We start from the raw sequence: 23,521 nt of genomic DNA on the forward strand, positions 1-23,521 counted from the left end.
AAAAAACAGACAGAGGAGCATCGCGTAAACCCTAAGGGGGAACGTAGTGAATGACGAAGTTTGCTAAGCCGTTCCAAACGAGTGAAACATATAAATCAGCTGTTTGAGCCTTAGCGAGTTCCGATGCTATAGTTCACGACTTGGTTTTCAGCTCCAAAAACGTCCTCGTTCCGTTTGCACTTGCATTTACTATAAATTCTGTTTTATCTCTATACCTCTCATACACCTGATATTTTAATTGGGTTTTAGTAATAAAAGCTGTCATATTTCTTGAAGGGAACAACTAATCTGATTTTTGAAAAGGAAGAGGATGCTATGGAAAATACCTATAACAAGATCATAACGCTAAAAGGATATTACTTTACCAAAGAATATGAAAAAACAAAGAAAAACACCACCAAAACGAGGACGATTTTAGAAGAGACCGTTCGAAAATTCTTTAAGCAGGGAAGCTGTGATATCCTCGTGATCTTTGAAGAAAGCGGGAAGCAGATCCGTTTGACCAAGGATTCTCCGAGAGAAGAGATCATCAAATACCTTGGAAAAAAGTTTTTGGGTTAGTACTATTCTCCAATAGAAGTGTGCTGATATCTACTTTATGACTACCAACATCCGTGTTATCTTCGGTTGAGTACAGGTTCCTGATGTCCATAGCTCAAAGGAAGAATAGTATAAGAAAATATCTCACACTTTAAACGATCATCACTCCTACTCTAAGAATAGCATAAACGAAAAAGGAACTTGAGGGTCGATATCTTTGTACATCAAAGATACCGATCTTCAAGTTCTCTTCCTGCGGATCATCTTGCAAAAATCTCCTATATTCGATTAGCCCTCAAGCATGATTTTTTCGAGTTTCAACGGCTCTACATATTCCCCGTCCTTATATGCCCTCATATTTCCGCCAGAGATCTCATCGATCAGAGCAATATGCTTGTCTTCTCCCACGCGTCCGAACTCGAACTTGATATCATAGAGTTCCAGACCTTTTTGGGACAACTCGTCTTTCACGATGGCTGCGATCTTTCTTGTCATATCCGCAAGAATCTCATACTCTTTTTTTGTCATAATACCGAGCATTTCCAGGGCTTCATCGGTAATAAGCGGGTCATTTCTGTCATCGTCCTTCAACGTAACTTCCACATAGGCATCAAGGCGGTCGCCGTCTTTTGCATATTTTCCGTATCTGCGGATGAAGCTGCCTACGGCCCTGTATCTACAGATCACTTCTACTCCCTCTCCGAAGACCTCCGCCGGAAGAACGGTCATTGTACGGTTGGAGATATCCGCATCCACATAATGAGTTGCAATGCCTGCCTCGTTGATCTTCTCAAAAAAGAACTTCGTAAGCTTAAGGCCTGCTTCTCCCGCACCTTCCATCGTAAGACCTACCGTATTTGCACCCGGATCAAAGACCCCGTCCACTCCTGTAACCTCGTCTTTGAACTTCAACAAGTAAGTTCCGTTTTCCAAATCAAATACATCTTTCGTCTTTCCTTGATATACGCTCTTCATCACATACCATCCTTTACTCCAATGATTTAAATTCTAAAACAATAATAAAGGATTTTAAGAAAATATTCAAGTTTTTTCTTTTTTATTTCGAATTTTATCGGTTTCAGGATAGTTTTCAGGCCTTATTTTTCAAAAAATCCGTACATTTACGTTATGCTTCTTTTGTTATATACGATTTAAATACACAAGATCTCCCGTACCCCTCTATCGTCGAATCTTACCCCCAAGGTAATTGCAGTTACAGCCCTGACGGAGCTGATGTTCTTCCATATATTTGACGATCTCATCCTTAATCCGCCACCAGGACATATTGAAGTTGCAGTCAAGGACATCCTCCTTGGGCGCACGACCTACCACCCTCTGTATCGAAATATCCGAAGAGAGATAACTGAGAAAGAGGGCCGCCCTTTGAACGTAGTCCTCCACCGTACCTGCAGTGTAACGACCCTCTTCAAACTCCTTTGCCATAAGACTCCCTCTGGGAACATAGAGCGAATGCAGCTTGACTCCGTCAATTTTCAAGGCGGACAAGACCTTGGCTCCTTCCAGTACATCTGTCAAGTCGTCGGTGGGAAGGTTTAAAATCATATGAGTAGTAACCAAGAATCCTCGTTGTTTGCACCGATTCACGCAGTCAATAAACTCCGCCAGACCATGTCCTCGATTAATAAGCTCCAAGGTTCGATAATTGACCGTTTGCAGTCCGAGTTCCAAATTGATTTCGATATCATAATGCTGTTTTATCCGCTCCAAAAACTCAAGCTGTTCTTCGCTCACACAATCGGGCCTTGTAGCGATCGCAATCTCAACCACATCTTCTCGAATCGCTTCACGGATATAGGCCTCAAAAGCTGTTTGCTCTACATAGGTATTGGTATAGTTTTGAAAGTAGGCAATAAACTTCTTTGCCTTATACTTTTTTCCGATGTAGGCGATGTTCTCTTCCAGTTGCTCTCTGACGGGCTTCGCACTGTCGAGGCTTTCAAACCCCGCCCCGATGTCCGCACAAAAAGAACAGCCCCCTACACCGATCCTTCCGTCCCTGTTCGGGCAGGTAAGAGGGAGGTTGAGCGGGATCCTATACACCTTTTCCCCGTACTTTTTTCTCAGATAGTCCGAGTACACATAGTATGGTTCATTCATCATTCTACCGCCTTTATAGTTTCTCCGTAAAAGAAATCTGGGTTTGAACATCGTTCCTCATAGCCTTTGGAGCTATGGGAATTTTTTTTGTTCTCGCAAACGAAAAATTCTCCTTATCTTCCTCATCTGCGAGCCTTGCCGATACGACCCTGTCCTTCTTACTTAACCTTGCTACCTGTATTCCCTGACTTCCGCGATTTAAGATTGGATTGATGTTCTGCATCGGAACAAGAAGGACCTTATCCAAGGCGGTTTTTATCAGGATCTCTTCCTCTTCTTCCATAAACAAGGCCTCTACCAAGGGGCTCTTGTCCGAATAGGCTCCGACCAGTTTCTTGCGATAGCCCTTGGTTTGGTAGGAAGAAAGAGGGATCTTTGCAAACTTTCCGTTTTCAAAGACAAAGACGAAGTGTCCTCTGTAATCCTTGGGATGCTGCATATAGATAATATGTTCATCCGCGGAAAGTTCCAAGTAGTTTTGAAGAAAGACTCCAAATGCCGACGCCTTTGTGTCTTCCATATCCGAAATTCGAAGTTGGTACATCTTGTGCTTGTCGGAGAGCAACAATAGGGTGTCGTCATTACTTGCCTCCAGAGACATAAACATCCTATCGTCGTCCTTGAGTTTCTGCTCGGAATAAGCTCTCAGCGACGTATCGGGGATCTTTTTGAGGTAACCGTGCTCCGTCAAGAATACCGTTACAGGATAGCTTTCAATCTTAGTATCTTCCACATGAACGATGACTTCCTCCTTCTTCGAGATCTCCGTCTTTCTCTCCTGTGCATACTGCTTGCCCACACGTTTGAGTTCTTTTATCATCAGCTTATCCTGCAAGGCCTCATCGGTATACAATTCTTTCAGATCCGAGACCTCTTTCTCCAACGTCTGCGTTTCTTCAATCTTGTTCAGGATGTATTCTTTGTTCAAATTCCTCAGTTTGATCTCCAGGATGTACTCTCCCTGTACTTCATCAATACCGAAATTCTCCATCAAATTTTTGAGCACATCCTTTTCTTTTTCGGTATCTCTTATAATTCGAATCGCCGCATCGATATCCAGCAGGATCTTCTCCAAGCCCCTCAACAAAAACAGACGGTGAAGTTTTTTGTCGATCTGATATGCGGTCTTTCTAAGGATGCAGGTCCTTCGAAACGAGATCCATTCATCGAGGATCTCATCGATGCCCATAACTTTGGGAGTATGATTGCAAAGAACGTTAAAGTTACAGCTGTAACTGTCTTCGAGCGGAGTATAGCGAAAGAGCTTCGCCATTGTCTTTTCGACATCGACGGTTTTTCTGACATCGAGGGCAATTTTAAGTCCACCGAGATCGCTCTCATCGCGGATATCCACGACCTCTTTCAGGCGTCCCTGTTTCATCATTTCGATGATCTTTTCGATGACGGATTCGACGGTTGCTGTATAGGGGATCTCGTAGATCTCGATAAGGTTTTCTTTTTTGAGATAACGATATCTTCCCCTCAGTTTGAAACTGCCCCTACCCGTTCGATAGATCTCTTCCATCTCTTTCTTGTCGAAGAGGAGTTCTCCCCCCGAAGGAAAGTCGGGTCCCGGTATAAAGTCGAATAGTTCGACCTTCTTCTTTTTGATTTTCTCCACCGTATAGTTGCACACTTCTCCGAGATTGAAGCTTGGGATTGAGCTGGCCATCCCTACGGCGATCCCCTTATTCGACTTGACAAGTATATTCGGAAAGGTAGTGGGCAGGAGCGTAGGCTCCTTCATTGTCGAATCGTAGTTATCCACAAGATCCACCGTATCCATATCAATCTCGGAGAACAGTTCGTTGCACAAAGGCATAAGCTTTGCCTCAGTATATCGAGGTGCTGCAAACTGCATATCGCGGGAGGACTGCTTTCCGAAATTTCCTTTGGAGTCGACATAAGGATGCAGAAGGCTTTCGTTTCCTCTTGCAAGCTTTACCATGGTTTCATAGATTGCCATATCCGAATGGGGATTGAGTTTCATTGTTTCGCCTACAATGGTTGCCGACTTCTTCCTGTTTCCCTTGATCAGACCCATCTTATACATCGTGTAGAGCAGTTTTCTGTGAGAAGGTTTGAACCCGTCGATCTGCGGAATCGCTCTGGAAACGATCACACTCATCGCATAGGGCATATAATTCTCCTTGAGGGTATCTACAATATCTTCGGTCTCGGCTTTCTTTTCAACATATTCCTTCTTAACTTCTCTCTTTGTCTTTCGAGGCAATGCTCTTTCCTCCTTATACTTCATCAAGCTTATTCAAGTACAAATGTCCGTACTGTTCTATATAGTCTTTTCGCCCCTGTAGATCCTCTCCCAACAAAAGGTCGAAGACGGCCTCCGTTTTTTCAGGCTCGTATTCCATTACCCGAATCAATCGTCTGGTCGCAGGGTTCATCGTCGTCTCCCACATCATCTCCGGCTCGTTTTCTCCAAGCCCCTTAGAACGCTGGATATGGAGTTTCTTGTTTTTTTTCTCAAACTTTGCTACAAGCTCGGTCTTTTCATTCTCCGAATATGCGAAGACGGTATGATCTCCCGCACTGATCTCATAGAGAGGCGACTCTGCAATATAGATGTTCCCGTTTTTTATCAAACTTGGTGTCAGCGTATAAAACAACGTTAAAAGAAGAGTCCGAATCTGAAAACCGTCGACATCCGCATCCGTACAGATGATGATTTTGTTCCACCTGAGGTTATCGAGGTTGAACTCTGCCACTTCTCTGAGGTGTTTGTTGTTGATCTCGACTCCCGTTCCCAAGATCTTTATGATGTCTGTGATGATATCGCTGGACAAAATCCTATTGTGATCCGACTTTAAGCAGTTCAAAATCTTTCCGCGAATCGGAATGATTGCCTGAAAATCGGCATCCCTTCCCTGTTTACAGGAGCCGAGAGCCGAATCCCCCTCCACGATATAGAGTTCTCTCTTTAAAGGATCCTTGCTTCTGCAATCCACGAACTTCTTGATTCTATTCAAAGGATCGAGACCTGTCTTGAGGTTTTTCTTGATCGCATTCCTTGTCTTTTCGGCATTTTCTCTCGAACGCTTATTGATCAGCACTCGGTCGGCGATTTTCTCCGCCTCCTCTTTCTTTTCGATAAAATAGATCTCCAACTGTTCCTTCAAAAAATCCGTAAGCGACTGCTGGATAAACTTGTTTGTGATCGCTTTCTTTGTCTGGTTTTCATAGGAAGTCATCGTCGAAAACGAGTTGATAACGAGGAGGAGGCTCTCTTCAACATCGACAAAACTTATTTTTTTCTCGTTTTTTTGATACTTTCCCTGACTTTTTATCAGAGCATCGACCGCCGATACAAAGGCGGATCTGGCAGCCTTGTCGGGAGAGCCTCCGTATTCGAGAAAACTCGAGTTGTGATAGAACTCGATAAAACTGCTCTCGGCCGAAAACGCAAAGCAGACCTCCGCCTTCAGCTTATACTCGGGCTTATCCTCCCGATCTCTTCCCTTGGTCTCCAAAGAGATCAGCCTGGGCTCCGTAAGAGAGCTCTCTCCTATGATCTCCCTGATATAATCTTCGATCCCGTTCTCGTAGAGGAAGATTTGCTCCGTTTCTTTCTCCTCATCGTAGAGCTTGAAACAAAGCCCCTTGTTGACGACTGCCTGACGCTTCAACGTTTCTTCATAGTAGCTTGAAGAGATTGCGATATCGGTAAACACATCTCTGTCGGGCTTAAAGCGGATCTTGGTGTAAGTACCCGGAGTGTCGTCCGCTTCTTTTTGCAGTTCTCCTACGCTGTAGCCCTTCTCAAAGCCTATCCGATAAATAAAGCCGTCCCTCTTGACCTCCACATCCATAAACTCGCAGGAGTATTGGGTGGCACAACAGCCCAGACCGTTAAGTCCCAAAGAATACTCGTAGTTTTCACCTTCGTTGGTATTGTACTTTCCGCCTGCATAGAGCTCTTCAAACACCAGTTCGTAGTTATATCTCTTCTCCACCTCGTTGTAGTCGAGGGGAATCCCTCTACCGAAATCTTCGACGCTAATGCAATGATCTTTGTGACGAATGACATTGATCACAGAACCGTTTCCTTCTCTCGCTTCGTCAATCGAATTGGACAGAATCTCAAAAAAGGCATGCTGACAGCCTTCTATTCCGTCCGATCCGAAGATGACGGCCGGTCTCTTTCTTACTCTGTCCGGTCCTTTCAACGAAGTAATGCTGTTATTTCCGTAGTTTGTAGCTTTTTCTTTTTTTCTCATTCAAAAACATCCTTACTTCCCTAAATAGGATAGGGATCTGTCTCTGCGTCCCTGTTACGTTGCAAAATATATCTCGTTTTGCCTTGTATTTTTTCCATTTTTATCCTGTTATCCCTTAATGCTCTTCTTCATTTATACTGTCATCTGTTAAAATTGACAGATTAAACTCTTTGAAGCATAAAGCCTTCCGAATGATTTTTCGGTAAGGATATATTGTGCATCTCCGGCATTTTCATAGTAGAATAGTATTATAAGCGTAATTATATACACATCCGGCACAAAAAATCCTTTTATCTCCCGGAGAGGGCATTGATATCAACATCGAACGGATAACAGTATCACTCCACCCTATAGCGGATGAAGTCGAAATGACGTTCCTATTTTATAATATAATCGCCCTTCTATCAATAGAGGATCCAAGAAAAAGGAGCGGATCTCTCCGCTCCCTTTCCTGTATTCACTCTTAATTCTTTTAAGCGTCTTCTCTTCCCGCCATCTTTGCATATCGTGCATATCTCTCTTCTGCATCGGCCTCCGCTTTCGCATAGAGTTCTTCTGCAATCTCCGGGAAACCCGACTTCAACGAAGTATAGCGAACCTGCTTATCCAAAAATTCTCTGAAGCTTGCTGTCGGCTTCTTGGAATCGAGAATAAACGGATTCTTTCCTTCCTGTTGAAGAAGAGGATTGTATCGATACAAGTGCCAATAACCGCACTCAACCGCTTCCTTCGTATTTTGCTGAGTCTTGCCCATACCTTCCTTCAAGCCGTGGTTGATACACGGTGCGTAGGCGATGATCAAGGACGGACCGTCATACGCTTCAGCTTCTTTGAGAGCCTTGATCAACTGGTTTTTATCGGCTCCCATACCTACCTGCGCAACATACACATATCCATAGGTGGCAGCAATCATTCCAAGGTCTTTCTTCTTGACCTTCTTACCCGAAGCGGCAAATTTTGCAACCGCTCCCGTCGGAGTAGCCTTGGACGACTGTCCTCCCGTGTTTGAATAAACCTCCGTATCAAAGACAAGGATGTTGACATCCTCTCCGGAAGCGAGAACATGGTCCAGACCTCCGTATCCGATATCGTATGCCCAACCGTCTCCACCGAAGATCCACATTGACTTCTTGACGAGGTAATCCTTTCTCTTGAGGATCTCATCGACAAACTCTCTTCCTTCTCCGTCGTAGGAAGACAGAAGTGCAAGAAGTTTCGCGGACGACAGCTTGCTCTCATCCCCAAGGTTCATTGTATCCAAATAGGTTTGCAGAGCCTCTTTAAGCTCGCTTGAGATCGCCTTCGTCAACAAAGCCTCGGCATTGTTCTTGATATGCTCCCTCATTACCTTGACTGCGGTATACATTCCCAAACCGTACTCGGCGTTATCTTCAAACAGGGAGTTGGCCCATGCCGGTCCTTGTCCGTCCGCATTGATCGTATAGACGGATGCAGGCGCGGAACCTCCCCAAATGGAAGAACAGCCTGTCGCATTCGCAATAATCATTCTTTCACCGAAAAGCTGAGTTACTACCTTGGCATAAGGCGTCTCTCCACAGCCCGCACAGGCTCCCGAAAACTCCAACAACGGTTGTGCAAACTGACTGCCCTTGAGCGATTGTCTATCGAGGATCTCCGGCTTGTAACCAACATTTTTATGAAGGTTCATAAAGCGGTCAAACTGCTCCATCTGTGTATCGATGGGTTTCATTTGAAGTGCCTTCGCACCCTTCTTGCCCGGACAGATATCCGCACAGTTTCCGCAGCCTGCACAGTCAAGCGGATCTACCTGGATGCGATACGTGTAGCTGTCCAAACCTCTACCCATGGCCTTCACGCCTGCAGCATCATATTTTTCGGATTCTTCACCGGTCATCAGGAAAGGTCTGATTGCCGCGTGAGGACATACGAAGGAACATTGATTACATTGAATACAGTTTTCCATATTCCACTCGGGAACATTGACAGCAATACCCCTCTTCTCATATTGAGAAGTTCCCGGAGGAATAATTCCTTCCTCTCGATCCACAAAGGCGGATACCGGTATCTTGTTTCCTTGAAGCGCCGCCATCGGTCTCAAAAGGTCTCGGATAAATTCCGGCTCTTCTTCAGATGCAACGGACTTCTTCTCTATCTCGACACTCTTCCAAGCGGATGGAACTTCGACCTTGTGCAGGGCTTCCTGCCCCTTATCGACGGCCATAAAGTTCATATCGACGATGTTTTGTCCCTTGTTTCCATAGGTTTTTTCTATCGACTTCTTCAAATGAGCTACCGCTTCTTCCACAGGAATCACTTCTGCAAGCTTGAAGAAGGCACTTTGCATGATCATATTGATCCTTGAGCCGAGTCCTATTTCTTCCGCAATGGACGTTGCATCTACCGTATAGAATCTGATCTCGTTGTCCGCAATATATCTCTTCAAATTATTGGGAAGGTTTTTGTCCAACTCTTCATCGTTCCACTTGGTGTTGAGTACGAACACCCCACCTTTTTTCAGTCCTTCCAACAACTCATAACGATGGACATAGGACTGGTTATGACAGGCGATAAAGTCCGCCTCGTCGATCAGATAGGTGGAGCGGATCGGCTCTTTTCCGAACCTCAAGTGAGATACCGTAATTCCTCCGGATTTCTTGGAATCGTAATCGAAATATCCTTGAGCATAGAGATCCGTATTGTCTCCGATAATCTTGATCGCAGATTTGTTCGCGCCTACCGTACCGTCGGAGCCCAGACCCCAGAACTTACATCTTGTCGTTCCTTTTGCCGAAGTATGAATCAGCTCGTCAATAGGCAGAGAAAGGTGGGTGACATCATCCACAATCGAAATGGTAAATCTGTCCTTGGGTTCAGCAACTTCCATATTCTTAAACACCGCCAACAGATCGGAAGGCGTTGTATCCTTGGAGCCGAGACCGTATCTTCCTCCTACGATCACGGGAGCCTCGGGATTTCTGTAATAGAGGTTTAACACATCCAAGTGAAGAGGCTCTGCCGTTGCACCCGGTTCCTTCGTTCGATCCAGGACGCTGATGACTTTTGCCGACTTAGGCATCACGTCAAAAAAGTATTTTGCACTGAAGGGGCGGTACAAATGCACCTTCAACACTCCTACCTTCTTGCCCTTTTCTCTTAAGTAATCAACGGTCTCTTCCAAAGCTTCGGTAACCGAACCCATCGCTACTACAACATGTTCCGCTTCAGGGTCTCCATAATAGTTGAACGGTTTGTACTCTCTTCCCGTTTCTTTGGAGATCTCCTTCATATAGTCATTTACAATATCGGGAATCGCATCGTAAAAGCGATTGATCGCTTCTCTGTTCTGGAAGAAGATATCCGGATTTTGTGCGGTTCCCTTCGTGTAAGGATGCTCCGGATTCAAGGAACGGTCCCTGAACTCCTGTACCGCTTTTTTGTCTACCAATCTGTCGAATACCTCGTAGTCAATCTGCTCGATTTTTTGGATCTCGTGAGAAGTTCTGAAACCGTCAAAGAAGTGAAGAAACGGTATCCTGGATTTGATCGCAGCCAAGTGTGCAATTCCTCCGATATCCATAACCTCCTGAACGGAACCGGACGCCAGCAAAGCAAAACCTGTCTGTCTTGCCGACATAACATCCGTATGGTCTCCGAATATTGACAAAGCGTGGCTTGCAAGGGCACGTGCCGACACATGGAAGACTCCCGGCAACAATTCTCCCGCAATCTTATACATATTGGGAATCATCAACAGCAATCCTTGAGAAGCTGTATACGTCGATGTCAATGCTCCTGCGGTCAATGAACCGTGAACGGCACCCGCTGCTCCCGCCTCGGATTGCATCTCCACGACCCTTACTTCCTGTCCGAAAATATTCTTCTGTCCTTTCGCCGCCCATTCATCTACCAATTCCGCCATAGGGGAAGACGGGGTGATCGGATAGATACACGCAACATCTGTAAACGCATAGGAACAGTATGCTGCAGCCGTATTACCATCCATAGTCTTCATGACTTTTTTTGCCATAATCGCAACGACCTCCTAAAATATAAAACTACAAAAATTTATTGAAGAACACCATAAACCGAAATCGTTCTTCATATAAATCATTAAACAAATATATAATGGCAAACTAAGAAAAACAAACACGACAAAAAACCTATATTTGTTTTTCTTGTTCTATTCATTTTAACACTTATAAAAACAATTGACAATATAATTGAACTTAATTATTTGTATAAAAATGTTGATTTTTCAATTATTTGATAACTGTTATTAAGTAATAACTCTCTTGCAGTTGAATATTTCCCGGTCAATTGAATCCTTGTTTTCCTTCTAAATTGAAAATATAGACGGATCAAAGTAACTCCTTTGTCCGAAAAAAGGCTACAATTTACCAATGCACTTTTACACCATCCTTCCTCGGCACTGTCTTCTTATAGATCCGTATTCGTTAGCTATAAATTGTTTCGGCATTTGTATCCTATGCATCTTCCCCAAGAGCAAGACTTGTGATCGTTTGAGAAAAATCAACTTGGATACGAAAACTGAACACAGTGAGTTACGAAGTTTTTCGAACTTATCGAAATATATCCAACAAAATCGCCTTCTCGTTACTTAAGGAAACGCCGCACAAAGGCAAACTTCCGATTTTCCCCGTTTTTACAAAATACGAAGAACTGTCCTATCAATATTTTCAACAATTTCACCCTTCGTACAAAATCGATTTTATGCTGATTTTCCGAATTATGCGGGATCGCCTTAATACTATTCTCCAATAGAAGCATGGATATACATTTTTTTGACTACGAAAAATTGTTCTATCTTCTATTGCTCACAGATCGTTTATATCCTCAACTCAAAAGAATAACAGTGTAATTTACTCATGGATATTCTTCTCCTTCACTAGCTTATCATTAATAAATACTTTCACTTTTTTCCCTCCATCATCAGTGCCAAATATGGTTGTAGCATCATATCGACTATTTCCATCCTCATCTAAGTAAGCAAAGTATTCCTTTTTTCTCTCTTCCTCCAGACTACGGTATTCATCCATCCTTCCGTAATAATCGTCTTCGGAAATCCCGTGCATAATATCCCCGTTATTTTGAACATAGTCTTCGAACTTCTCCTCTTTGACGACCATCAAATCAACGGACAAGTAGAGATTGCTCCCCAAGCAGGCTTCCGCAAACTTGTTTCCTATCCCCCACAATTCCCTGTCCGAAACCTCCTCCAGCTCCGAAGAGGGGATCGCAAGATCAATGCTAGGCATAAACAACCACCCTTCATCCATATGATTCGCAATCTCTTCAATCGGAATATCCTTGGTCAACTTTGATGAATACGCTTTATCTCGCTCAATTCGTATCGTAAAATAATATCGATTCAAGTACTTAGAGAATATCTTATCCAAATACTGATAATAACGTTTTTCAATCAACTGACCGAAATAGCCATCGATCAACACATATTCCCCCTGATAATATTCTCCGACTACCTTGGTCCATCCCTCCTGTCCCTTTGACTTCGGATAGACAAAGAACTCATCGTATTCTTTAAATATCTCTGCGAGATTGTAGGAGATCCCCACAAATTCCTCCCCGTATTTTTCCTGCATATAGTCTAATACCAGTTCCCTTTTTTCTTCCAATGTATACGTTTTCTTCACTGTGCACCCCGTTAATGCAACTACCGAAATACACAATGCAACTATTCCCACCTTAAAAAAATCAGTCCTCAATGCCTTTCCTCCTTGTACAACACAAATCAAGATTTATAAAACAGCTTGAACCAATTCAATCGTTTTCTTACATGATCGAGCATTTTTGTATAATTTTTCTCCATCTGTTTTATTTTCACCCTTTGATCGACCTTACCCCTTGTCATATACCCTCCCTCTCTGTTTTGAAACCTTTGTTCTTATCCAAACCCCTCTTATCCTGATCACTTTTCCCCAAAAAAAGAAGAAGGAACCCTTCCTTCTTCTGTATATCTACATTTTATACTATTCTTCGTCGTGATCGTGATCATGGTCGTGATCCTCAAGTACTCTGTCGGTCACTCCCTCGATCGTCAGGTTGTTCTTCTTTGCGTAGTCCTGCAAAGCCGCAACGATAGCTTCTTCAGCCAAAACGCTGCAATGCATCTTCACCGGAGGAAGCCCGTCCAGAGCCTCCGCGACCGCCTTGTTGGTTACCTCCAAAACCTCATCGATGGTCTTTCCTTTGATCAACTCGGTAGCCATGCTTGAGCTTGCGATCGCGGAACCGCAACCGTAGGTCTTGAACTTTACATCCGTAATGCGGTTGTCATCTATCTTGAGATACATCCTCATAATGTCCCCGCATTTTGCGTTTCCTACTTCTCCTATACCGTCCGCATTTTCAATTTCTCCTACGTTTCTCGGATTGTTGAAATGGTCCATAACTTTCTCTGTATAAATCATTGGTTTTCCCCCTTCTTTACTTCATCGTACAACGGCGACATATCCCTCAACCTTTGGATGATCGGCTCCAACTGCTCCACTACATAATCGACTTCTTCCTCCGTGTTGAAATCCGACAAACTCAAACGCAAGGAACCGTGAGCGATCTCATGTTTCAAGCCCAGAGCCATCAGAACGTGAGACGGGTCCAAAGAACCTGAGGTGCACGCCGAACCGCTCGAACCTGCAATTCCCTTCATATCAAGACTCAACAACAGGGCTTCTCCTTCAATATATTGGAAACAGAAACTTGCGATCGTCGGCAATCTGTGCTCCAAACTTCCGGTCACCAAGGTATATGGGATCTTTTCCGTTACGTCGCGGATCAACTTGTCCCTCAAAGCCTTGCAATGGCTCGTATGCTTTTCAAAATCCGACCTTGCGATCTCACAGGCCTTTCCAAGACCTACTATGCCGGGGACGTTCTCCGTACCTGCACGTCTTTTTCTCTCTTGGGCGCCTCCGTGGACCAGGTTGGGGAGGATAAGTCCCTTCCTGATATAGAGAGCACCCACTCCCTTGGGGGCGTGGATCTTGTGTCCCGACATGGACAAGAGGTCGATATTGAGTTTTTTGACATCGATATCGACGTTTCCTACCGCCTGAACCGCATCGGTGTGAAACAAAACCTTGTGTTCCTTTGCGATCTTTCCGATCTCCTCGATCGGCTGGATGCTGCCTATCTCGTTGTTTGCAAACATAACGGAAATAAGGATTGTCTTGTCGCTGATCGCCTTCTTCAGTTGCTCCAAGTCGATGATCCCGTCCTTGTCCACATCAAGGTAGGTCACCTCATAACCTTGTTTCTCCAAATATTCACAGGTGTGTAAGATCGCATGATGTTCGATCTTGGAGGTGATGATGTGATTGCCCTTTGTCTTGAACTTTTCCGCGACCGCCTTCAGTGCCCAGTTGTCGGACTCACTGCCTCCCGCTGTGAAGTAGATCTCTTCCGGCAAACATCGAAACAACTCGGCCACCTGCATCCTCGCCTTATCGACATAGACCTTCGCTCCCTGCCCGTAATGGTGGATACTCGAAGGATTTCCGAAGTGCTCCTGAAATGCCGGAAGCATTGCATCCAAGATCTCAGGTTTTACACGAGTTGTTGCCGAATTGTCCATATATACTTCTCTTCTACTCATATTACCGTTCTCCTCTTTATCTGATTACCTTGCAATTTCGTTTTTTTGTATATACCCTCAGTCTATAGAATCAATCAAAGAAACCTGCGTCTTTTTTTGATTTTTAAGCAACATATCTTCCAGAGTAATATTGTCTATCACCTCATCGACACTGTCCTTGATCTGTTTCCACACATCTCTTGTAGGACAGGTCCTGAGTTCAATGCAGTCCGTCTCTTCTTCCAACACACACATGGAAGGTGCTATCGGACCTTCCAAAACCCTTATAATATCTCCTACGGTTATTTCGGAAGGTTGTCGTCCCAACATATATCCACCCTGAGCTCCCCGTATGCTTTTGACCAGTCCGGATTTTTTCAATACCGAAAAAATCTGTTCCAAATACTGCTCGGAAAGATGGTTTTTCTCAGCGATCTGTTTGAGTGAGATCGGCTCCTGCCTCTCGTAGATCGTTGCAATATCAAACATCGCCTTTAGACCGTATCGCCCCTTCGTAGATAACTTCATAACACACCTCCTAATTCCTACCATATTGATATGGATTTATTATATTGCGAAACAAAACCCTTGTCAATCATTTGTTTTGTTTTATAAAAATACTGTTTCGATCGCAATGAAAGAGGTGTCGGGATCCATGCTTATCGGAGCCATGCACTCTTTCCAAAAAGGAATAATTGCAATTTCTTCTTTTACATTGAATTCTTTTATACTATAATAAATATAAATCTTTGAAATGACGGTAAATGTCCAATAAAATCGAAAGGAAGTTCGCATGAATTCAAAAGAACTTGGAACGTATGGGGAGGAAGCTGCCGTAGATTATTTACAAAAACACGGCTATCATATCATAGAAAGAAACTTTTACATAAAACTCGGCGAGATCGATATCATCGCTAAGAAGGGAGATGTCTTATCTTTCTGCGAAGTAAAAACCAGGACCTCATCCGAGTTCGGTCTGCCTTGCGAAGCCGTAAATTTCAAGAAACAAGCCAAGATCCGGCAGGTTGCCGCTCTCTACATTCAAACCCATTTGATTGATTTTGAAACCATTACCTTCGATGTGATCGAGGTTTACTTTTCGGAAAAGAGGATCGAACACCTGAAAAATGTGTTCTGAGTTTAACTCTCCAAACTCTCGGATATGCGAGTATATTTCTGACTTTGCCAACAGTCCGATCGGGTTTCGATATTGCTGCAACCATTTTACCGACAAAGGAGGAAGCATTTTGTTCTACAAAAGTTACAGTTCAGGAATTGAAGGTATCGAAGGATATATCGTAACCGTGGAGGCAGATGTATCCAAAGGAATCCCCAACTTCACTTTGGTGGGACTGCCCGATGCCACGGTAAAGGAATCGAAGGAACGTATCCGCTCCGCCATCTTAAACAGCGGGCTTAAATTCCCGAACAAAAAAATCGTTATCAACCTCTCTCCTTCCAGCATCAAAAAAGAAGGATCCCACTATGATCTTCCGATCGCTTTAAGTATTTTGTCCTGTGAGTACAAGTTTTTGGAAGAGCGTTTCAACAAAACGATGTTTTTTGGCGAACTTTCTCTGGACGGCAGGATCCAAAAAGCAGAGGGTACCATCCCCTACATCATCGCCGCTAAGGAATCCGAACTGATCGACAAGGTTGTTCTTCCCGTCGATAATTCTATGGAAGCCGAGGTTGTCCGGGGCATCGAGGTCTACTGCTCCTCAAGTTTGAAAGAGACAGTCGCCTATCTGATGGGATCGGATGAACTTATTTCTCTCTCCGCCAGGCCTCAGGTTTCACGCTCTTCCTCTGCCGACGATTTTTCAGACGTGAAGGGCAACCTTATCGCCAAGCGAAGTGCGGAGATCTGTGCCGCCGGATACCACAACCTTCTTATGATAGGTCCTCCGGGATCGGGGAAGTCAATGATTGCAAAAAGGATCCCCGGTATTATGACTTCTCTCGATGAGGATGAATACATCCAAGTCAGCAAGATATACAGCAGTATCGGAAAGTTTAACGAAAATATTCTGCACAGGATAAGACCCTTTCGCTCTCCACATCATACCGCTACGATGAAGGCGATCATAGGTGGAGGACAAAACTCTTCTCCCGGCGAGGTCGTGTTGGCACACAAGGGAGTACTCTTTATTGATGAACTCCTGGAGTTCGAAAAGAAGACTCTGGAGGCCCTGCGTCAACCCATCGAAGACAAGTATGTAAACATCAGCCGAATCAAACACAGCTATCGTTATCCTTGCGACTTCGTCCTTGTGGCGGCGACCAACCCTTGCCCTTGTGGAAACTACCTCAATCCTTTTAAGGAGTGTATCTGTTCTCAATACCAAATACAGAATTATCTTTCGAGAGCCTCCTCTCCTCTGCTCGATCGTTTTGATCTCTTTGCTGAAATGCTTCCGATCGACTTTGACGAGATCCACACCGAAACCCGTGAAGAGTCGAGCAAGGAGATCTTTGAGCGGATCCGAAAAGCTATAGAGCTTCAAAAACACCGCTATAAAAAGGAGGATTTCTCCTATAACTCCTTGATTCCCGCCCAAAAAATACCTATCTACTGTTCTTTGGGCGAAAAAGAAACTTATTTTTTGAAATCGGCCTTTGAAAAGTTCAGCTTCTCCTTGAGAAGTTACCACAAAGTTCTAAGAGTTGCACGAACAATCGCCGACTTGGACACAGAAGAGAAGATCAGCCTCGTCCACCTCTCGGAGGCTGTTTCGTTCAGAAAACCCTTGATCAAGTATTGGAGGTAAAGGATGAAAGATCTGTTTTGTGTACTCAATCTCGCAAATATCAGCCCTGTAAACGTTCAACATATGTGTCGGGAAGTGGGCTCTCTATCAGATGTCCAAGGTTTGACCCCTTCGGATATCGGATGTCTGTCTTCTCTGTCAAAAGAAAAAAAGAACGCTGTCATCAACTCCTTCGAGAAGTATGAAGAACTGATGAATGTCTTGGAAAAACATCGGATTTCTTATATTACCATCTTGGATAGCAGGTATCCGAAACATCTTCGTCAGCTTGCCGATCCGCCCTACATCCTGTTTTTTCAGGGAGACATTGATTTGATCGAAAAGTTTTCCATCGGTATCATCGGGAGCAGAAAACCTACCTCCTACGGTATCTTCTGTGCAGATTTTTTTGCCAAGAAACTCTGTGAACATCAGGTAGTAACGCTTAGCGGCATGGCAAACGGTATTGACGGAATTTCTCAAAAAACTACTGTACACTCCAACGGAAAGACGATTGCCGTTTTGGGATCTTCTCACACCGACATCTACCCCAAGACCAACCTTACACTTTCGCGGGACATCATCGAAAACGGAGGGCTTATACTCTCGGAGTACAGCCCCTTCCACCCGACGCTCCCTCATCAATTTATAGCACGAAACCGTATCATAGCTGCGCTTTGTCAGGGACTGCTCGTCATCGAAGCCAACTTTAAGAGCGGAACGATGACGACTGTGGATTTTGCCTTGGAACTTGGAAAGACCGTATTTTCAGTTCCGGGAAATATTACTTCCGTCAACAGCAACGGAACCAACCTGCTTATCAAAAACGGAGCAAAACTCACAACAAACATCGAAGATATTTTGGAAGAATTTCCGTTTTTTTCCCGCTCTGAAATCGAAAGAAAAGATGAGGGGCTCTCCGAACATGAGAGGGCCATTCTCTCCCTTTTGAAGAGCGAGTCTCCCCTGTACGTGGAGTTGATCTCCGGCAAACTCAAATTACAGATACAACAGGTCAGTGCCACCTTAAACATCTTGGAGATGAAGGGGCTTGTAAGCGAGATCGGAAACCGCTGTTATATAGCAACGACTTGATACCATCCTCGAATACACCGGTAATTTTCTTCATTTCGGTACGTATAAAGAGCCTGTAAAACAAGAGTTGTATTCACTCTTTGTTTTTCCGTTTGTTGAGACACGTCCTCATCGCATAGACATCGTTGCATCGAAAGAGCATGGACAGTTCCTCGAAAAAAATCCTGTTTCTTCTCAATTTCCACTGTTTTTCCGACAAATTTTTCAACAAAACAAGCGAGTTTGAATAAAAATAATTTGCAAATTCTTTTATTTGGTATATAATACTCAATTGTTACTATTATCTTAAAATTTTTTGTCCTTTGTTTAAGCATCCCCATATTATGGTATTTCTATGAAGGATGGCATAAGAGAGATGCTTTGCACGGGTTTGAAATAGTATGTGTTTACTTGTACGACAATAATTTGGAAAGGACTGTGGAATGTCGAAAAAATTAGTGATTGTAGAGTCTCCCGCAAAAGCAAAGACCATAGAAAAGTTTTTGGGCAAGAGGAACTACACGGTTAAGGCATCGGTCGGACATATAAGAGATCTTCCCAAAAGCAAGATGGGCGTTGAAATAGATAATGATTTTGAACCGCAATATATCACGATTCGTGGAAAAGGCGATGTGGTAAAAGATCTAAAAAAAGAAGCGAAAAAAGCCGATTTTGTCTACCTTGCGACCGACCAGGATCGCGAAGGAGAAGCAATTTCCTGGCACCTTGCCACCCTTTTGGGCTTGGATACTCAGCAGGAAAACCGAATTACCTTTAATGAAATTACTAAAGATGCGATTAAAAAAGCGATCAAATCTCCTCGAAAAATCGATATGGATCTCGTGGATGCCCAACAGGCGAGAAGAGTCATCGATCGTCTGGTCGGATACAACATCAGCCCCATCCTATGGGCAAAGGTTCGAAAAGGGTTAAGCGCCGGAAGGGTTCAAAGTGTGAGCACCCTGCTTATCGTCGACCGGGAAAATGAGATCCGTGCCTTTGTTCCGGAAGAATATTGGTCCATCCAAGCCAATGTCGCAGGCGACGATAAGAAGCTCGCCGAGTTTAAACTCGTAGAAAAAAACGGAAAAAAAATAAAACTCCATAACGAAGAAGAAGTTCGAAGCGTCCTTAACGAAATTGCGAAAAAACCTATGAAAATCGAGTCCGTCACATCCAAAGAGAAGTCTCGAACTGCCCCAAAACCTTTTACCACGAGTTTGCTTCAACAGGAAGCTTCTTCCAAACTCTCTTTTCCTACCAAAAAAACCATGAGTGTAGCTCAACAGCTCTACGAAGGAGTTGCAATCAAAGGTGAAGGAAGTATCGGTCTTATCACCTACATTCGTACCGATTCTCAGAGGATCTCGGACGAGGCAAGTTTTGCTGTAAAAGAATATATCGAATCCGTCTATGGAAAAAAGTATTACAAGAAATACGTCAATGCCAAGAAGAAAAACAGCTCAGTCCAGGATGCACATGAGTGTATTCGCCCCACCTCGGCACAACGTACTCCCGAGTCGATCAAAGAGTCCTTGACTCCCGAACAGTACAAACTCTATAAATTAATTTGGGAACGTTTTGTTGCAGCCTCCATGTCGAGTGCCGTCTTCCTCTCGAGCGTTGTGAGCGGAAACATAGAGTCTTATACCTTTAAGGCGAACGGAAGCACCATGATTTTTGACGGTTACCTCAAGGTATACAGTTACTCCCAAAACGAGGAAGTCCTTCTTCCCCAATTTACCGCTGAGAAAAGTTATCCCGTATCCAAGATCCTCCCCAAGCAACACTTTACACAGCCTCCGGCAAGATATACGGAAGCCAGCCTTGTAAAGGAACTTGAAGATCTCGGGATCGGAAGACCGAGTACCTACTCTCCTACAATATCGACCATTTTGCAAAGAGGTTATGTCGAAAAAGAAAAACACTTCTTAAAACCCACTGTTCTGGGAGAGATCGTAACCGATATTATGAAGGAACACTTCAATGATATTATCAATGTGGATTTTACTGCAAAAATGGAGCAGCAACTCGATTCGGTAGAAGATGGAGCTCTTGAATGGAAATCGATTGTCAGAACTATCTACTCCCCACTGATGACCGATATCGAAAAAGCGGAGGAGCAGTTGGAAAAAGTTCTCTTGGAAGAAAAAACGGACGAGATCTGTCCCGAATGCGGTTCCGAGATGGTAGTCAAATATGGTCGTTTCGGCAAGTTTATTGCCTGCAAAAACTATCCCGAATGTAAGGGGACCAAACCCTATGTCACAAAGATCGGAATTGCCTGCCCTGAATGTGAGGACGGGGATGTCATCGTACGTAAAAGCAAACGAGGAAGGACCTTCTACGGATGCAGCAACTTCCCCAAGTGCCGCTTTGTATCATGGAACAAACCCACAGGCGAAAAATGTCCCTCCTGTAATTCTCCCCTTGTAGAAAAGACCGGAAAGAAAGGGACTCAGATTCTTTGTTCCTCCAAAGAGTGTGGTTATAAAAAATGATGGAAGACAGTCGGGTTTTTAATATTTTAATATTTTCAAATAATATTGAAAATTCTTTTGGAATATGATATTATAGTTGTGAAATTTTGTACTTTTATATGAATTTCCAATAAAAGTACAGCTTATTTTTAGTGTTGATTAAATTAAGGTGGTGTGTGTATGTCAAGCGTGTTATTACAAAAAACGAGAAAAATCAATAAATTTCTCCAAAATTCCGGAAATAAACCCGTCTCATTCTCCGTATTAAGCGATACCTTAAACGAAGTATTGAACTCCAATATCTATATCCTGAGTTCCAAAGGTAAGGTGCTGGGGTCTTCCTTTACTCACGAGGCGGACAGTTCTATCATTTTAGATGAAAAATCCGGCGAAGAGAAATTGCCTCAGGACTATATCGACAATGTGAACAAAGCTTCCGAGACGATATCGAACCTGACAAAAGAAGCTCTGTTATCCGTTTTTAAAGGGGATATCGGAAGCTACAACAAGTATGCGACGATCGTTCCCATTATAGGAAGCGGAGAGAGACTTGGGACTTTGATCCTATCGAGGTATGACAAAGAGTTTAGTGATGATGATCTTATTTTGGCAGAGTATAGTGCAACGGTGGTCGGTCTGGAGATTCTTCGCTCCAAAAGCGAAGAATTTGAAGAAGAGATGCGAAATAAAGCCGTTGTTCAAATGGCAATAGGAACCTTATCTTATTCGGAGTTGGAGGCTGTGACCCATATTTTCAACGAATTGAACGGAACCGAAGGCCTTCTGGTAGCAAGCAAGATCGCAGACAGGGCCGGTATTACCCGTTCCGTCATTGTCAATGCCTTGCGAAAATTCGAAAGTGCCGGTGTCATTGAATCCCGTTCCCTTGGAATGAAAGGAACCCATATCAAGGTACTGAACGACAAACTTCTGGATGAGATGAAGAAACAGAAGATGTATTTAAAATAAATCAAGATCAAAAAGAATGTTCGGTCGATCACCGAGCATTCTTTTTTACCTGAAAAGATATATCCGCACCAAACATTGATCCCGCCTAATACCGGAATATATTTGAAAATCCGCTTCATCTCCTGTGGGCTACAAAGCGTTGATAAAAATAACGAAGCGGAGCATAACATAATACTACTGTTCTTTTGAATAGTGGATATAAACAATCTGTGACCCATAGAAGACAACATAGTTTTTCGTCATCGAAAAATAGATATATCCACACTTCTATTGAAAAACAGTATAAGACTGTGATTCGCTTGGATTTTTGATATCAATGCCCTTCTTCCCTATAGGCGATAAAATAATTTTTTGTGTTTTCAGGTAGATATAACAACACTTCCATCGAGAAATGGTATAAAACTTCCATATAGGATGGAAGATATGACTATGGATCATCCCTTCCGGAAATTAGAGAAAGGATGAATAATTGATATAAGGAGAACATCCCATGAACATACCTTTTGCCGAGCTGATCCGCCCCAAAGATATTTCTCAGGTGGTGGGACAACAACATATCATAGGCAAAGACAAGCTGATCAACCGTCTTGTCGAGACGAAAAAAATAATCAACCTGATCTTTTTCGGACCTCCGGGAACCGGTAAGACAACGGTGGCCGAGATCCTTGCCGCCAACTCGAACCTGAGCTATTACAAACTCAATGCCACCTACTCCAAAACCCAGGATATCCGGGATATCGCTTCCGAAATAAATACCCTGTCCGGCTACAAGGGCATCCTCATCTACATCGATGAGATCCAAAACTTCAATAAGAAGCAGCAACAACTCCTTCTCGACTACATCGAAAAGGGAGAAATCATTTTGATTGCAAGCACGACGGAAAACCCCTACCACTCAATCTACAAATCCCTCTTAAGTCGTTGCACCATCATCGAGTTTCATTCCCTTGATAACCCTGCCGTAAAAAAAGGGATCTACAATGCCATTGAAAACCTCGAAGAACAGGGATACCGAATCGAATACAAAGATGAAAACATAGGAAAACTGATTGACTTCTCGGGAGGAGACCTTCGCAAAGCGCTCAACACTTTGGGAACGATGTTGGAGTTTTACAGTAAAGACAATCAACTCAAGATCGATGAGGATACTCTGCTGAATGTATGCGGGACCAAGACCGTCCTCTATGACAGAAACTCCGATGAACACTACGATATCTTGAGTGCCTTCCAAAAGTCAATCCGAGGCAGTGACATCGATGCTTCCCTGCACTATCTCGCCCGTCTTCTGCGTTCGGGAGACCTGATCTCCGCTTGCAGACGATTGTTGGTCATAGCCTCGGAGGATGTCGGCCTAGCCTATCCCCAAGCTGCCGCGATCGCAAAAAGCTGTGTCGATACGGCGTTTTTCCTCGGTCTTCCTGAAGCGAGGATTCCTCTTGCACAGGCCGTCATTCTGCTCGCCGGAGTTCCCAAGTCGAACTCCGCCATCGTCGGTATCGATGCTGCTTTGAACGATTTGGACAAGGTTTCTCACTACCCTGTTCCCAATCATCTGAAGGACGCCCATTACAGCGGTGCAAAACTCTTGGAGCGAGGTTTGAACTACAAATATCCCCATGACTATCCGAACTCTTACATCGACCAAACCTACCTTCCCGAATCGTTGAAAGACGCCAAATACTATTACGGAAAAGACAATAAGATGGAAAACGGCATCGCAGAACATTTCAGAAAAATAAAAAAGTAAGGCGCTTGTAATTG

The 23,521-nt window shown here is 43.7% G+C and carries 16 protein-coding genes; 7 read left to right on the forward strand and 9 right to left on the reverse strand.

Features of this window, described 5'->3' with window-relative positions; genetic code table 11:
• Positions 1 to 315 precede the first annotated feature (315 nt).
• The gene (locus tag ACFO4R_RS05745; RefSeq protein ID WP_379788092.1) at positions 316 to 561 is read left to right on the forward strand and encodes a hypothetical protein; all 246 of its coding nucleotides are present in this window, start codon (positions 316 to 318) and stop codon (positions 559 to 561) included.
• A gap of 267 nt (positions 562 to 828) precedes the next feature.
• Here ACFO4R_RS05745 and ACFO4R_RS05750 read toward each other — a convergent pair whose 3' ends face one another.
• From ACFO4R_RS05750 to ACFO4R_RS05790, 9 genes are all read right to left on the reverse strand, one after another.
• Entirely contained in the window at positions 829 to 1,515 is a 687-nt protein-coding gene (locus ACFO4R_RS05750) for a phosphoribosylaminoimidazolesuccinocarboxamide synthase (RefSeq protein WP_379788093.1), read from the reverse strand.
• Between the two features lie 204 nt (positions 1,516 to 1,719).
• Positions 1,720 to 2,661 (reverse strand): tRNA modification radical SAM protein MnmL/YtqA, encoded by a 942-nt coding sequence (mnmL, locus tag ACFO4R_RS05755; RefSeq protein WP_379788094.1) that lies wholly within the window; start codon positions 2,659 to 2,661, stop codon positions 1,720 to 1,722.
• 10 nt (positions 2,662 to 2,671) lie between these two features.
• The gene (locus tag ACFO4R_RS05760; RefSeq protein WP_379788095.1) at positions 2,672 to 4,891 is read right to left on the reverse strand and encodes a DNA gyrase subunit A; all 2,220 of its coding nucleotides are present in this window, start codon (positions 4,889 to 4,891) and stop codon (positions 2,672 to 2,674) included.
• A 13-nt stretch (positions 4,892 to 4,904) separates the two neighbouring features.
• The gene (locus ACFO4R_RS05765) at positions 4,905 to 6,893 is read right to left on the reverse strand and encodes a toprim domain-containing protein (protein WP_379788096.1); all 1,989 of its coding nucleotides are present in this window, start codon (positions 6,891 to 6,893) and stop codon (positions 4,905 to 4,907) included.
• A 472-nt stretch (positions 6,894 to 7,365) separates the two neighbouring features.
• Entirely contained in the window at positions 7,366 to 10,902 is a 3,537-nt protein-coding gene (gene nifJ / locus ACFO4R_RS05770; RefSeq protein WP_379788097.1) for a pyruvate:ferredoxin (flavodoxin) oxidoreductase, read from the reverse strand.
• Between the two features lie 853 nt (positions 10,903 to 11,755).
• Positions 11,756 to 12,619, reverse strand: a complete 864-nt coding sequence (locus ACFO4R_RS05775) for a hypothetical protein (RefSeq protein WP_379788099.1) — start codon at positions 12,617 to 12,619, stop codon at positions 11,756 to 11,758.
• Positions 12,620 to 12,883: 264 nt separating this feature from the next.
• The gene (gene nifU / locus ACFO4R_RS05780) at positions 12,884 to 13,324 is read right to left on the reverse strand and encodes a Fe-S cluster assembly scaffold protein NifU (RefSeq protein WP_379788100.1); all 441 of its coding nucleotides are present in this window, start codon (positions 13,322 to 13,324) and stop codon (positions 12,884 to 12,886) included.
• On the reverse strand, positions 13,321 to 14,508 hold the full coding sequence (gene nifS, locus ACFO4R_RS05785) for a cysteine desulfurase NifS (protein ID WP_379788101.1): 1,188 nt from the start codon (positions 14,506 to 14,508) through the stop codon (positions 13,321 to 13,323). Before nifS ends, nifU begins: the two co-directional genes overlap by 4 nt.
• A 57-nt stretch (positions 14,509 to 14,565) precedes the next feature.
• Positions 14,566 to 15,015 (reverse strand): RrF2 family transcriptional regulator, encoded by a 450-nt coding sequence (locus ACFO4R_RS05790; protein WP_379788102.1) that lies wholly within the window; start codon positions 15,013 to 15,015, stop codon positions 14,566 to 14,568.
• 265 nt (positions 15,016 to 15,280) lie between these two features.
• On the opposite strand from ACFO4R_RS05790, the gene ACFO4R_RS05795 reads away from it, so the two are divergent.
• The 6 genes from ACFO4R_RS05795 to ACFO4R_RS05820 all read left to right on the forward strand — a co-directional run bounded on the left by ACFO4R_RS05795 (position 15,281) and on the right by ACFO4R_RS05820 (position 23,507).
• Complete coding sequence (locus ACFO4R_RS05795) at positions 15,281 to 15,625, forward strand: YraN family protein (protein WP_379788103.1); 345 nt, start codon at positions 15,281 to 15,283, stop codon at positions 15,623 to 15,625.
• Positions 15,626 to 15,734: 109 nt separating this feature from the next.
• A complete protein-coding gene (locus tag ACFO4R_RS05800) occupies positions 15,735 to 17,258 on the forward strand; it encodes a YifB family Mg chelatase-like AAA ATPase (RefSeq protein ID WP_379788104.1) in 1,524 nt (507 codons plus the stop codon).
• Between the two features lie 3 nt (positions 17,259 to 17,261).
• Complete coding sequence (dprA, locus tag ACFO4R_RS05805) at positions 17,262 to 18,332, forward strand: DNA-processing protein DprA (RefSeq protein WP_379788105.1); 1,071 nt, start codon at positions 17,262 to 17,264, stop codon at positions 18,330 to 18,332.
• Between the two features lie 422 nt (positions 18,333 to 18,754).
• A complete protein-coding gene (gene topA, locus ACFO4R_RS05810) occupies positions 18,755 to 20,812 on the forward strand; it encodes a type I DNA topoisomerase (protein ID WP_379788106.1) in 2,058 nt (685 codons plus the stop codon).
• Positions 20,813 to 20,971: 159 nt separating this feature from the next.
• Positions 20,972 to 21,760 (forward strand): GTP-sensing pleiotropic transcriptional regulator CodY, encoded by a 789-nt coding sequence (codY, locus tag ACFO4R_RS05815; protein WP_379788107.1) that lies wholly within the window; start codon positions 20,972 to 20,974, stop codon positions 21,758 to 21,760.
• Between the two features lie 490 nt (positions 21,761 to 22,250).
• Positions 22,251 to 23,507, forward strand: a complete 1,257-nt coding sequence (locus ACFO4R_RS05820) for a replication-associated recombination protein A (RefSeq protein ID WP_379788108.1) — start codon at positions 22,251 to 22,253, stop codon at positions 23,505 to 23,507.
• Positions 23,508 to 23,521: the final 14 nt, after the last annotated feature.

Source organism: Filifactor villosus, assembly GCF_042652965.1.
Taxonomy (GTDB): Bacteria; Bacillota; Clostridia; order Peptostreptococcales; family Filifactoraceae; genus Filifactor; species Filifactor villosus.

Excerpts from the sequence above, each read along its gene's own strand:
- ACFO4R_RS05745 (WP_379788092.1), top strand. The coding sequence starts at position 316 with ATGGAAAATACCTATAACAAGATCATAACGCTAAAAGGATATTACTTT.
- ACFO4R_RS05750 (WP_379788093.1), bottom strand. The coding sequence starts at position 1,515 with ATGAAGAGCGTATATCAAGGAAAGACGAAAGATGTATTTGATTTGGAA.
- mnmL (WP_379788094.1), bottom strand. The coding sequence starts at position 2,661 with ATGATGAATGAACCATACTATGTGTACTCGGACTATCTGAGAAAAAAG.
- ACFO4R_RS05765 (WP_379788096.1), bottom strand. The coding sequence starts at position 6,893 with ATGAGAAAAAAAGAAAAAGCTACAAACTACGGAAATAACAGCATTACT.
- nifJ (WP_379788097.1), bottom strand. The coding sequence starts at position 10,902 with ATGGCAAAAAAAGTCATGAAGACTATGGATGGTAATACGGCTGCAGCA.
- nifU (WP_379788100.1), bottom strand. The coding sequence starts at position 13,324 with ATGATTTATACAGAGAAAGTTATGGACCATTTCAACAATCCGAGAAAC.
- nifS (WP_379788101.1), bottom strand. The coding sequence starts at position 14,508 with ATGAGTAGAAGAGAAGTATATATGGACAATTCGGCAACAACTCGTGTA.
- ACFO4R_RS05790 (WP_379788102.1), bottom strand. The coding sequence starts at position 15,015 with ATGAAGTTATCTACGAAGGGGCGATACGGTCTAAAGGCGATGTTTGAT.
- ACFO4R_RS05795 (WP_379788103.1), top strand. The coding sequence starts at position 15,281 with ATGAATTCAAAAGAACTTGGAACGTATGGGGAGGAAGCTGCCGTAGAT.
- dprA (WP_379788105.1), top strand. The coding sequence starts at position 17,262 with ATGAAAGATCTGTTTTGTGTACTCAATCTCGCAAATATCAGCCCTGTA.
- topA (WP_379788106.1), top strand. The coding sequence starts at position 18,755 with ATGTCGAAAAAATTAGTGATTGTAGAGTCTCCCGCAAAAGCAAAGACC.
- codY (WP_379788107.1), top strand. The coding sequence starts at position 20,972 with ATGTCAAGCGTGTTATTACAAAAAACGAGAAAAATCAATAAATTTCTC.
- ACFO4R_RS05820 (WP_379788108.1), top strand. The coding sequence starts at position 22,251 with ATGAACATACCTTTTGCCGAGCTGATCCGCCCCAAAGATATTTCTCAG.